Here is a 14,028-nt window from a genome sequence, read left to right on the forward strand (position 1 = left end):
CTTAAAGCGGCTGGCCGTTCCTATCTGTAGATGGGATCGGCCAGCCGCTCGCGCAATTCCTTGCCGAGCGCCTCATTGCTGATCAGAACACCGTCCTGACGCTTGGCCGAGATGCCCGCCCGGGTCTTGATCGAACGCTGCAGTGTCTCTTTCGTGATCGCCACCGGTGCGTTGACCTTGACCGCGTTGAACCGCTTGATGCCATCGACCGCCTCGGACATGGCTTCCTTGTCCTTCGCGAGCGCCGCCATTGCAAATCGGGTGATGAGGCGCTGGCGCTTCTGCTTCACACGGCTCTCCGCGTCCTTCAGGGCCGAGTTTCGATCCCATGTCTCTGCGACCTCTGCCGGCGTGAAGCCAAGCGCCTGGGCGATGATGTTCGAAATGCCGATCTCGTCCTGCGGCACGATCTCATCGCCACGGAGCGAGGTTACGCCCTCGTCGGCGTAGCGGTATGCCTTCATCAGGTCGCGCACAGCCTTCGGAGCCATCATCTCGAGTCCGCGGGCGACGTCGCCCTCGTCGGTGATGACGTTGAAGCCCCGGTAGAACTGCTCTCCAAGCGACACCGTGGCGCCGAGGGACTGCGACAGCCAATACTGGTACTCGTCCTTGCCTTGAAGCTCGCGCGAGGGCGAGCGGAACCACAGGTCCGGCATACCGATGCGCGACGTGAGGTCGATGCCGAGATAGTGCCCGGGAGCGCCATTGAGGACGATGCCGCCGAGCTGGGGGCCAAGAATATCGACGATGTTCGCCCGGAACCTCTGTTCGAAGCCCATCGGATCATCGTCATCGCCGAGGATCATGCCGGCAAGGGCCATGGCGAGGCTGTAGCCCATCACGCCAGACACGCCCGACATGAGCGCCATCATGCCGGTGATGCCGGCGACCTGGTACCGCGCTTCGCGCCGAGCTGCCGGCGTCTCGCCCTTCACCGCCTGATGGATATCGCGGAAGACGCGATAGAGCATGTTGATGTTGTGCTGGCGGAACACCAGCGCGACCTTGGCAAAGTCGTTCTGTAGCAGTGTCGGGCGCGAAGAGTTCGAATAGTCGAAGTGCGTCTTCCACGTGAGCTCGTGCGCGGTGTCGATCGCCTCCGACTGGTTCTGGCCGGCAGCACGCGCCAGGCGGTAGGCCGCCAGCGCCGTCACTTCACGGTTCCACACCTCGGCACGGTGGAACGCCCACGAGATGACGCCCATGATCCTTGCCCGGAGCGGGGAATACTCGACACCGGTCTCGCCGACGCCGGCAAGATCGTGGCTCTGCGTGCGGTCGATCAAACCGGACTGGTAAAAGGCAGAAATCGCCTTCTTCTCGTCTTCCTTGAGGTTGGCATTGACGATCGACCCACGGCCCGCGACGGAATCGCGGGACGCTTGGGCGAGCGCCCTTCCAGCCTTGAGAAGCCCGCCGAATCGGGCGCCGAGCACCGGCAGCCCGAGCATGACAGTTTGTGTCATGTTGACCATCGCGGAAGCAGGCGAGGCGGCGAGGAACCAAACGAACGCCGTGCTCGTCATCGTCTGCGCAACCTTGCTCCCGGTCGGATTCATGACCCAGTCGTGACGCTTCGACAGTTCGTTGGCGAGCGTCATGGCGCGGGTCGGATCGTCGGCCTCCTTCGCCTGGTCGAAGGTCTGGTTCACGAGCTCCTGGAGCTCGAGGCCGAATTTCACGCGCGCCATCTGGTGGGCGGCATGGAACATGTGTGACGAGAACACCCGCAGCGCGTCACCCGTAAAGCCGGCCGTGCCCTTGCGGTGGATGAACCGTTTGCGGGCGGAGAGGTCCGGCATCGACTCGAGGTATCGCTGCCACACGTGATCCATCAACTCCGGACTGACGCCGGAACCGCCAAGAAGTTCCTCGATCTCGGCAACAATGCGGGGGTCCATGGCGCGGCGGAGGTCACTGCCGGCTTCCATCACGCCAACTTCAAACTTGGCGTTGGGGAGGTCCTTCCGTATCTGGCGCACCGCCCTGTCGCGATCGGCGACGGTCTCGAACTTGGAGAAGCTGAGAACCTTCCCGTCGATGTCGCGCACCGTCGCGAAATACCGGCCAAAGCGGCCGAGCGGGAAGTACGGTCCCTGCACGCGGCTCGCCTCAAAGGCGATACGCATGCGGGTAAGCCTTGCTTTCGCCGCCCACTGGCCCTTCGTTGTCGCGGAGCGATAGGCGCTGGCTGCGTCTTCCTCGGCATTCCTCTTGTCGACACCGGTAAGGCCAGCATCCTTGATCTGCTGCAGCGTCCGCTTGTAGCGTTCCTCGGCCTGCCGGAGGGCGATTTCCTGCGCCTTGCGAACATTATCGAGCAGGATTTCGTCCAGTTCCTCGGTCTGCTCCCAGTAAGCGTCACGGACCCTGTTGAACAGCTCTCGGCCTTTTGGCGGCAGACTGGTGTATGCCTTCCGCAGCACCTCATATCCGGCCATCCCCTTGGTCTCCGCGTCAACCTTAGACGGGTCGATACCGGACAGCGTGGCGTCGTGCATGAGGTCGGCGAGCGCCTGGGCCTTCGCCTTGTCCTTCCCCATGAAGCCGAGCCGGGTGTATTTCAGCCATTCCTGCCCGATCGCGTCTGCCTCGGCATGCTTGGTGCCCCGGAAGGCATCCATCATGCGCTTGACGCGGAGATACTCGCCCACGGCCTTCATGTTGGGCCGGGCGAGCTCGGTGAAATAGTTGAGGGGAATGGTTTTGAGGATGGCGGGCTGAAGGTCGGTGAGCTTGCCGCGAAGATCCTCGACGATGCGGGCCTCGGTTACGCTTTTGAGCGTTTCTCGGCCTCGACCTTTTGCTTGATAATCTGGCGCGCTTGTTTCAGCGAGGCCGCTCGTGTCGGATCGCCTGCCGGCATCTGGTTTAACCGCAACAGGTGTTCGCGCCACTTCTGCAGCGTGTCGAAGGGGCTCGGCGCGTCGATCGGACCGCTTACCTGTATTTTTTGGCCCATTGAAGATTTCTCCAGCCAATTTCTCGGCGGCTGTATCGATCACGGCTTCAAAACCCGGGATCGCGGCAGCACCGTAAGGGGTGTTTGTGGTGAAGTCTATGACGTTTGCACGATCTGCAGCCATCAACTTGCCGACGCCGTGGGCCTCGGTGGCTTCCTCGACGGTGATCGCCCGGCTATCGAGCCGCGACTGCAGGAAGCCTTGGAGTGCGTATTCGACACCGATCATGGCGTTCTTCAGCTTTGCCATGGTCAGTGCAGCAAGGTCCGGCGTTGCGCTGGACAGCGCGTCCCTTGCTGCTGCCGTCAGTGACGCGCGGGTGACTCGGCCATCGTGGCCTGCCGCCCAGATCGAATAGAGGCCGGGATAGACAAGAAACCCGATGTCGGCCGAACTGAGGGGGCCATTGCTCGGATGGTTGTGGTACACGACAACCTTGCGGTCGGGGTTCGCCATCGCGGCCAGCAGTTTGTTGTTCATGCCGGTGTTGGCCTTGTCGCCCGCCGTGCCGTACTCGACCACGGAGGCGTCGTCATCGATCGCCAGCAGGTATTCGTGGCCGGTTCGCAATCCGTCCTCGGTGACGCGCTCAATCGCCGCGTCGCGCAGCGGAACGCCCTTCTTCAGGTCAGGCGCGCCCAACGAGCGCAGGGTTCCATCCGCGCCCGACATGGTCGGGTCCGGCCGCTTGTCCTGCTTTGCCGGCGCCGCTTCGGGCGAAACATCTGCGGTGACCTCTGCCGTCTGCCCCGGGGCAGGCTTCGGTTTCGGCTTGAGCGCATCCACCAGGCGGCGATGCCGGGCCGCAGTCTCGTCGAGTTCCTGCTGACCGGTCCACGCGGCGATCTGCTTTTCGAGGGCAGGGGTCTGCTTCTCGATCTCGGCGATACGCTCCTTGTCGGTGGCCGGCACGCGGGCAAGCCCCTTGATCGTGTTGACGATGCGCATGGCCGTGCCCGTCGGGTCCATATCGGCCGCATCCTCGACGCTGACATGGTAGTCGCGGTCGCCGGTCAACGTGATGTCGAACTGGCGGGAGTGCATGTGCTCGATCGAAATCTTGAAGGTGGCGTAGTCGCCGATCTCGGTCTCGCCCGCCTTGTCGATCAGATCCTTGCGGATCGCTGCAATGATGGCGGCACCGAACTCCTTGTGCTTGTCAAAGGATTCGCCCTTGATCGTCGCCGAGAAAGGCTTGCCTTCGATCGCCTGTGCCCGGCCAGCGTCGGCCTCGACTTCCGGCAGGCGATCACGCAGCGACTGCGCTTCCTCGTCAAGCGAGCGGATACGGCGCTTGATGCGGTGCTGTTCGCGATCGTGTTCCGACGCCTGGCGTTCGAGCTGCTGCAATTTGCGCCGGGTCTCCATTTCCTCAAGGATGAGGGGATTGCCCGACGCCGCGGCTTTCATCTCGGCCGCGTTGGCTGCCTCGCCGCCGATATCCTCGATATCGCGCTTCTTGAGGTCGCCCTTGCGGATTTGCTCAATGAACTTCGCCTTTGCCTCGATCGTCTGCCACTGACGCGCATCCAGCGTGTTCTCGGTGGCATAGCGCATGATCTCGATCTCGAATCCTTCCGGATCCTCGGCATAAAGCTCGTTGCCCTGGCGGATGCCGCGGCCGTCGCGCTGTTCGAGGTCGGACGGACGCCACGGCGCGTCGAGATGGTGCAGGCCCACAAGGCGGTTCTGCACGTTGGTTCCCGCGCCCATTTTCGCCGTCGAGCCGAACAGGAAGCGGATTTTCCCCGACCGGACCTTGCCGAACAGTTCCTCCTTCTGTGCCTCGGTGTTGGCGTCATGGATGAAGGCGATTTCGCTCTCGGGAATACCGCGGTCGATGAGCTTCTGGCGAAGATCGTCATAGACCGAGAACGGGCTCTGCAGCGCGAGGAAGTCATCGGGCGACATTTTGTCCAAGGCTTCCTGCGCTGCCTCGTCACCGTCCTCGGCCTTGGCGATCAGGTCGCGCAGCCTGGCCTGTTCAGCTGCCATGGCCTTCTTCGGCGTGGACAGGTCGATGAACACAAGCTGCGTGCCGCGCTTGTCGGTCCATTTCCTATAGATGCGAACCATCTCGTCGGCTGCCCGGTGCACCTTGGAGCGGCGATAGTCGCCATAGCCGGAATCGACGAGGCGCATGTCGAGCGCCGCCTTTCGCGCGTCCGACATGACTTTCAGCATGTTGTCCGCGCCCTTTTCCGCCTTTTTCGGCAAGTTTTCGGCGCGCCAGACGATCGATCCTTGGGGATAGATCAGGTTCCCGGCATCGTCGGCCCGGCCTTCGCCGATGTATTTCGCCTGATCCGGGGAGCGTTCGACGACAACGATGGTCGGCTTGCCGCCCTTGACCTTCGGCAGCGGCATAGTCCGGCCCAAGGCCTTCATCTGCGCCTTGATGTCATCGTTGGTGATGACGTCGGCGAAGGACAGGTAGCGCTGCATCAGCTCGGGGACGTTGACGAACTTGGCGAACCTGGAATTCAGCTTGTATTGGCCCGACGGTGACAGTTCCCAATCGGTGACGACTTCGCCAAACACCTTCGCCCATGCATCGAAATGCGCGATGCCAAGGTCCGTCAGTGACTTCCGGTCGAGATACCGCTGCATGGTATACATCTCGGCCATGGTATTGCTGAGCGGCGTTCCGGTAAGGAACGCGACGTTGTTCCCGCCGGTCTTTTCCAGCACGAACTGCGTCTTCATGTAGAGGTCGGCCGCGCGCTGGCTGCCGGCAGCGTTGCCGAGGCCGGCGACACGCTGCATGGAGGTGGAATAGGCGAGGTTCTTGAACTCGTGCGCCTCGTCGACCGTGATGTCGTCGATGCCGAGCTCGTCGAAGGTCAGACCATCGTCCTTCTTCCCGGCGTCGAGCAGCTTCTCCATCTTGGCCTTGAGATTGTCGCGCCATTTGGTGAGCTGCGCGACGTTCCGGCTTTTCTGGCCGGTCTCGCGGCGGAGTTCAGCGATGGAAGCCTCAAGATCATCCATCTGCTCCTGGATGAACCGGGCCTCATACTCAGGGTTCATGCCGATGCGGCCGAAGGACGAGTGGGCGACGATGACAGCGTCCCAATCACCGGTCGCGATGCGGGCGAACAGCCGCTTGCGGTTCTCCTTCTCGAAGTCCCGTTTGGTCGCTGCCAGCACCTTGGCGCCGGGATAGAGCTTCACGAAATCCGTCGCCCACTGGCCTACCAGGTGGTTCGGCACGACAACCATGGGCTTGCGCGCCTGCCCGATGCGGCGCTTTTCCATGATGGATGCGATGGCGGCGAACGTCTTGCCGGCACCGACGGTATGATCGGCGAGGGCGGTGCCGCCTTGCAGCCGGCGCCAGATGAACGACTTCTGGTGAGGGCGGAGCTCGATGATGTCATCGCCAACCTTGCCCGGAAGCGTGAGGTGCGAGCCGTCAAACTTGCGAAGAACGTCGGTGTTGAACGTGTCGTTGTAGAGCCGGACGAGTTCCTCGCGACGGGCATCGTCCTGCCACAGCCACTTGTCCCACTCGGCCTTGACGCGCGCGGCCTTCTCGTTAGCCGCCTCCGTCGCAGGCTGATTAACCTCCGTCTTCCCGTCGCTGTACCGATCGTAGATGGTGATACTCTGGCCGTTCAGAACAGCGTGGAGCACGGCGTCGACGCTGGCGCGATCGGTACCGTATAGCGTCGAGGCTGCCGGGCTCGCCCGGGGAACGTCGATGGCCCACTTTGCGTTGGCCCGGGAATAGTACGCCTTGCCGCGGTCGCCGCTCTCCGTGATGTGCATCACGAAGTCTTCGACATGCTTCGCGGGCACCCACGGAGCGCCTGGCTTCACATCGATGTCAACGGCCTCGATGTCCGCCGGCTGCACATCGCGAAGTGCGGCGATGTTGCGACGGAAGTCCGGATCCTGCTCGGCGGCACGCTCCGCCTCGGCGAGCTTCTGCTTGACGTTGCCGGAGAGGTAGGCGGCGGCGGTCTCATAGGCACCGGATGGCGTCTTGTAGACCAGCGGCCCCAATTCCTCGACAATAGCCTCGGCGGGCTTGCCGTAGAGGAACGACATGGCATCGAGGTTGATGCGGCCGAAGTCGTTGAGCGATGCAGCCAGTGCATCCTTGGCACTGCCAACGCTCGTGACACGGCTGTAAGGCTGCTGCGTTCTCTTGGTGAAGATCGCCGCCTTCTGCGCGCTCGGAGCTCGAGCTGCCTCGCCCGTCTTCTTGGCGACGGTGGAACTGACGCCCTTGTCGAATCCTTGTTCGAGGGCGCTGATCTGCGGCCATGTCGGATCATCACGGAACAGCCGCTTATTGGCGTCCGAATTGATCGGCCCTTGCTTGGCGACAAAACCGTCGTAGAGCGTGTTCAGCCGCTTGCGCAGGTTCTCGATTTGCGCGTCGCTCGCCTTCTCGTCGATCTGGGCCCGGCGGAGTTTCGCGAAGGCGTCGCGGACACGGATCATGCCCTGCACGCGCGCCTTGGCGGCTTCGCTCGGATATTCGAGGACCTGGGAGACCGGCTGCCCGAGGTGATCGGGCATACGAAGATGCACCTCGCCATCCGGCGCGAGGAACGCGGTGCCCACCTGCACGTCGGCCACGGTTTCGGGCACGTTGACCGTTTCCGGCACCACCGCGGCGCCGGGTTCAGCCATGACATTCTGCGGCAGCGCGCGAATCGCCTTTTCGAGCGCCTTCGGCAGGTTCTCGCCTTCACGCGCAACCAGTGCCGGTTCGTCGGGCCCGTACATGGTGCCGTAGGCGCCGAAGTCGCCCAGCATCATTTCCGGCTTGTCGAGGAAATACTGGTTGAGCGGGACAGCCTTGCCGTCCTTGCCCTTCCACTCGCCAACCTTCGTCCAGGACGTCTCCGGCTTGTCTCCCTCGAGTCTTTTTCGAAGGATCACGATATCCGTCGTAACCTCGGTCCCGGCGTTTTTCAGGAAGGCGTTGTTCGGCAGCCGGATCGCGCCCACCAGGTCGGCCGTCTTGGCGATGTGCTCCCGCGCTGCGGCGTTGGTCCCATCGAGGAAGCGGTTTGTCACCACCATCGCCAGCACGCCACCCGGGCGCAGCGCCTCGACAGACTTCGCGAAGAAGAAGTTATGGATCGAGAACTTGTTGAGGTGCCGGCGCTGCTTGTCGTAGAGCTTTTCGGAGCCAAACGGCGGGTTGCCGATGGCAAGGTCGAAATAGTCGTTCGGTACGGTCAGCTTCTCAAAGCCCATCGGCGCTTGAACATTGGCGCCCGGGTACAGGTTCTTGGCGATGCCGCCTGTGATATGATCCAGTTCGACGCCAGTGATGGCCGCGCCCTCGCGCAGCTCACCGGGCATCAGACCGAGGAAGTTGCCGGCACCGACGGACGGTTCCAGCACCTGGCCGCCCTTGAAGCCGAGCCGCCGGGCAATATCCCACACGGCGGAAACCACCTGTTGCGCAGTGTAGTGGGCATTGCGCGTTGAGGATTCGGCAGATGCGTATTCAGTCGAATCGAGAAGCTGTTTCAGTTCGGCCGCTTCCCGCTCCCATCCCTTCGCAACCTCGCCGCCCTCGCGATAGAAGGCATTGCGCAGTCCGCCCCAGCCCACCCATTTGGCGAGCACGCTCTGTTCGCTGCGCGTGGCCGGGCGCTTTTCCTCGTCCAGCTTCCGCAACAGTCGGATTGCTTCAACGTTGCCCCGGAACTTGGCCTTGGCGCCGCCTTCCCCGAGCTCGTCCGCATCGGTGATGACATAGTCCGTCGGCCGCTGTTGCGCCGGGGTGGCTGCCGATTGGATGTCGCGAAGGCGATCGGCGGTGCGTGAACTGGCGACGCTGCCGGCACTTACCTCTCTGGCGTCTCCGGCGGCAGCAGCAAGTAGGTCTCCCTGACCTGCTGCCACGCCTCGTCCGGCTTCACGCCCTGCTGCTCGAGCTGATCCGCTGCCTGATACGTCTGCTCGGCTGCGTCGGCCAGCGCCTGCTCCAGAAGGCCCGCCTTCTTCAGCTCTCGGTACTTGTTCGGCAGATGCTCTTTCCAGTGCTCCCGACCGAGATTGATCCAGTTCTGCAGAAACATCTTCCGTGGTTCCTTCTTCGGCACTGATGGCCGCGACGTCGGTGGTCTCGACTTCTGCGGCACTGGACATGCCCTCAAACGCGGCAGCACGTGGATCATATTTGACCCCCATGTACCACGACTTCAAGTAGGGGCGCACGTCGTCGCCAAGGTCCGCAAGCATCGCCTTGGCGTAGGCCGCGAACGTGCGCGCGCCCTTCTCGATATGATAGCCGGCGAGGGTGATGCCGGCCTGCAGTATCTCGGGGTCAATGCCGCTGTTGAGCGTGCTGCCGGACAGCTTCCGACGAAGCAGGGCGCGCGCCTTCTCCGCCGCATCCTCCGTGAACACAGTGTTGGCCGTGACGGGCAGTTTCGGCTTGGGTTCGGCCTTAGCCTTGGGCTTGCGCTGTGGCTCTGCGGCCGGCGAGGACGCAAGTCCGTCCTCGATCGCTTGCATGCCCTTCTCTGGCTCCAGGGTGACGCCGGGCTCCATGTCGCGATGGAAGAACCGTTCGACCTTCACCCATTCCTCGTCCGTGAGCTCCTGCAGTCGTTCTGCCAGAGCCAGCTTGCCTTCAAGCAGGGTATTGCCGCCTTGCTCCGCCCACGACTCGAGTCCTTGGCGCAGGTCGCGCATGAGATCGGTGTAGTCGCGGCGTTGGGCGCCTTTCTTCGGCTCGGGCTTCTCGACCTTCGGGGGTTCGGCTTTGACCTCTGTCGCGGGCTCGCTGAATTGTTTTTGAATATCTTTCGTCGGATTTGCAGATTTTTCGCGGATTTCGAAACGCTTGCCGTTCTCGATCACCTCATGCGTGGCGCCGAGCTTTTCGTTGGCGACATGGGCCTCGGCCTTCTCGCGTGTGCCGAACCATTTCGGCGCGAACGGTTCTTGCGTCTTGCCGGATTCGAGCCAAGTCTTGAAGCCGTCCAGGGTGGTCTCGCTGATCGCGCCAAGTCCCTTCCAGCCGCTGGTATAGTTTTCCATGTAGGCGGCGCGAGCCTCATCCTCGCTGCCATAGCCGAACATGACCTTGTGCTCGTCGAATCGGCCCCGTGCGGGGTCGCGCTGATCGACGACGTAGACGTTGGAAGAGCCGTCGAGCGTTTCCGTGCCCGGCTTCACGAACACGTCGATATGGTCCTTGTCACGGCCGACGGTGCCCCTGATGTAGCCGTAGTGGCTTTTCATCGTGACGGACCACGGCTTGCCGGATGGGCTCGTGCCCTTGCGCTCGGAACCGGCTGGGTTCTCGATCGAGATATCGAGGCCACCGAGGCGGATGCGCCCCACCTTGTAGTTGCCGGCCTCTTTCTGCGCCTGTGTCGGCTCCGGCAGGTCGTTGGTCGGAGAGGTTGCGGCTTCGTTCGCCGCCTCGTCCACGGTCACAGCTGCGTCGCCAGCCTCACGCAGGTAGTTAAGGCCTTCACGGGTGGCTGATGTCCGCACAGCCTGCAACGTGGCCGCTGCTGCTTCCGAGATGGTGCCGTGTGCGTCCGCTCCGATCTGCTTCCCAAAGCTCGATATGCGGATGTAGCCGTGATTTTGCAAAGGCACTTCGCCGGTCTCGAACAGCCTGCCGAAGAACTCCGCATGATCGCCATTGGGGTTAGAGGTCGCGTTGAGCACCAGGAGCTTGCCGCCGGGCTCGATGATGGCCGACTCCTGGCTGTCCCTGCTCTGTGCAACGCGGCGGGCGAACTCGCCCGGCGAGACACGCTTCGCCATTTCCTTATGGATGGACGCAACGGACTGTCTGCTTTGCCATTCCGCCTTACGAGCTTCTGTATCGTCGCCCTCTGAGTCGAACGTCGGCGGTGCGGGCTTGGCCGCTTCACTTCCGGACATCTCGACGATCTGATTGCCGGCGCTATCGCCCGCGGCAGGTGCAGTGCCTTCATCCCGGGTCGCGAGAAGCTTCTTCTGGATGTTTGGGGTGAGGTGCTGCCACATGACGCGCTCGTTGCGCTTCACGCCAGACATTTCGAGCACCTGCTTGCGGCCGGCGGCGGTCAGTTCGACGTCCCACCACTGGCCGGCGTCATCCTTGACCGCTGGGGCCTCCGGTGCCTGCTTGGCCCGCGCCGCCTGGCGCTGCTTTAACAGGCGCTCGTTGACCTGATGCATCTTCACCGGAAGGGCGGATTTGGCCTCTTTCGACGCGCGCTCGACGCGGTACCGGTAGTCATCAGCCAACGTAGCGATGTCATCGACCGATATGCCGAACTCGTCAGCCAGCCGCTTGCGCTCCGCCGGCAGGACGGATGCCATGTCCACCTGTGACGTGCCGCCAAGCTTCTTGGCGATGAGCTGCTCGCGAGCAAGATCATAGAGGTGCGCGTGCTTCTCGTCGGGCAGGACAACGGTGCGCGGACCAACGCGGCGGCTGTTCGGTCCGGCATCGGCCGGTTCGCGCTCGATCGGTGGATTGCGTTCGAGCTCCTGTTTCTCGACCTGCTGCGGCGTAAGCCCGCTGACGGAAAGCTGCTCTACGGGCACCTGATAGGGGTTGCCCTGATCATCGATGACAACGGCCTCGTTGCCATCTTCCTGATAGGTCTCGATCCGGGCGGGGAAGCGCTTGCCGTCCTCGGCTTCGACAATGACGCGCTGACCGGGGTCCGGACGCGTCGGCCGCTTCTCGGTCGCGGGCTTCTGCTCGCTGGCAGGCGGGATTTCCGTCGTGGTCTCGGCTGCCCTCGGCTCAAGCGGCTTCAAGGCCTCGTCGCTCGATTCCTCGGGCAGGACGTCGCGGACCGGCGGCTCCGCCTGTGCCTGGCGCAACGCTGCAGCCTGCTGATCTACCGAATCGGCGATCTTCGTCACGTTGCCGATGGGCACCTGGTAGAGTTCGCCCGTGCCGCCATCGACGACAACAGCCTCGTCGCCTTCGTACCCCTCGATGCTACCAAGGATCGGGTCCATGCCTCCGGCATCGACACGCACGGTCGCGCCGATCTCCGGGCGACCGTCCTGCGGTACCGGAGCTAGGGCAGGGGCCGCTGTTGCTGCTGCCGGCTGGTCGGGCATGGTCCGCACTGCCCGTTCTTCGGCCTTCTCCTGCGAGTGCCTTACCGCGCGACCGAGCGGGCCACGCGGCTCCGGCTCTGCCGTCGGCTGGGGGTTGGCGTCGATTGCATGCGCCGGCGCACGGCTAACAGCGCCGCCGGCGCCACCCATGCCAGCGCCCATTGCGCCACCGGTCGCGAGACCGGCCGCTGCAGCTTCCTCAACGCCTTCGGTGATGCTCTGCGACGGGTTCACCTGCTTGACGGCGAGGTTTTCCGCCATGGTTTGAGTGACGCCCTGCGGCAGCTCTTCAAGCACGCCCTCGGCAAACGCGCCGCGGGCGGTGCTGCGGAGGATGCGCTGCGCAACATTGCCACCGACGCCCTCTGCGAGGATCTTCGCAAGGGTCCTATCGCCCATACCGCCGAAAGCGCCCGTCGTCACACCTGCGATGATGAAAGCCTGCGTCGCCGCGTCCTGGGTCACTGCCTTGACAGCATCGCCCTCGGACATACCGCCCTCGACCATGTCGCGCACTGCTTCCGACTGCAGGAGCTGCTCGCGCGGGATAGCGGCGATGCGCTCACGGACGCCGCGCGAGGATTCGCCGCCGGCCAGCATGCCTTCCGACACGGCGCCGGCAATGGTTGCGGTCTTTGCCGCGGCTGCAGCGGCTGTTGCTGCCTCGGCACCGCCTGCCAGCATGCGCAGATAGGTCGCGCGGGCGAGGACGCCGCCCGGGAGCATGGTGATGATGGTGCCGGGGGCCGATTCACCAACGCCACGGAGATAGCTGCGCGGATCGGACCACGCCGGGCCGAACGTCCCGCTTTCGGCGTTCCACCACTTCTTGGCGTCGGCTTCCTGCTGGCGAGGCGTGACGCTGGCATCAGCCGTGGTGGCGTATTCCTCGAGGCGTTGCTCGGTAGGCTTACCCGTCACCCACGTATCGATCGCGTCGAGAGTATTGACCACGGTCGGGCCGATACCGGGGATCATGCCGACGGCTTCACGCGTGGCGAGACCGAGACGGGCATTGCCCGCGCCAAGAATGCGGCCAAGGTCGCCGAGCACGCCGCTCGACCGGTTCTCTTCTTCCCAACGCTGCTTCCATGCCGGAAGCTCGGCCTCGTCCAACACCTGGTACCGCCCGGGATCACTCGTTTCGAGTGCCTGCTGCGCGGAATCGACGCGAGCGTTGTCGGCCTGATCGCGGACAGCGATCTTCTCCCGCTCGGCCGCGGCTTGCGCTTCTGCCGCCGCGGCGACCTTCTGCTCGCCAATCGCCTTCGCTTCCTGCATGAACGCCGGATTGCTTGACGTGAAATTCTCGTCGATGACAATTCCGCCGCTTTCCTCGGCGCTGCCGCCGCCGAGCAATCCGCGCGCCTTCGCCCGGTGACCGTGCATCTGCTGCTCGACTTTGTCGCGGACGGTGCCCGGCGCCCCGCCGTTGCCCGCGTCGCTGGCGTCGTACTTGCCGACACGGCCCGCATTGATGGCGGAATAGATATCGAGCAGCCCCATGCCCGGCTTAACGCCGGCATCCTTGAGGTAGTTGGCGACGGCGCCGCCTGCGCCGAGCTGCGAGCCGACGGGGTCATTCCAATCGACGCCATAGCGTGCGGCCTGCGGCTCTCCGAACTGGATCAAGCCACGATGGCGCCCCCATTGCGTTCTCGGCCCGGCTTTCGTCGGGTTGAAGGTTCCTGCCGTCTCGTAGGAAATCGCGGTTGCGAGGTCTTCGGGATCAATGCCGAGCTCGGCGGCGGTCTCGATGATGCCTTGCCGGATGTCTGTTGGCCCCGCGTGCTCGGTCATGACCGCGTCAAACGGCTTCTCCGCCTCGCGGCGCTTTTCCTGTTCGGGCACGTCTACCGCTGGCGTCGATCGGGTCTCGCCATCCAGCCCGAAACCGGACTTGGCGCCGCTGGAAAGGTTGAGGGGATTGCTCCACTCGATATCGGTATCGAGCCCAATGACGATCGGCATGCGCGGTGCTCCATTCAGAGACCGCACTCAT

1 protein-coding gene is annotated in these 14,028 nt (G+C 63.6%); it reads right to left on the reverse strand.

Annotated elements, in window-relative coordinates; all coding sequences use genetic code 11:
* Positions 1 to 20 precede the first annotated feature (20 nt).
* The gene (locus RB548_RS04185) at positions 21 to 13,997 is read right to left on the reverse strand and encodes a PLxRFG domain-containing protein (RefSeq protein ID WP_331373778.1); all 13,977 of its coding nucleotides are present in this window, start codon (positions 13,995 to 13,997) and stop codon (positions 21 to 23) included.
* Between the last annotated feature and the right edge of the window lie 31 nt (positions 13,998 to 14,028).

It is taken from the genome of Sinorhizobium chiapasense, from assembly GCF_036488675.1.
Taxonomy (GTDB): domain Bacteria; phylum Pseudomonadota; class Alphaproteobacteria; order Rhizobiales; family Rhizobiaceae; genus Sinorhizobium; species Sinorhizobium chiapasense.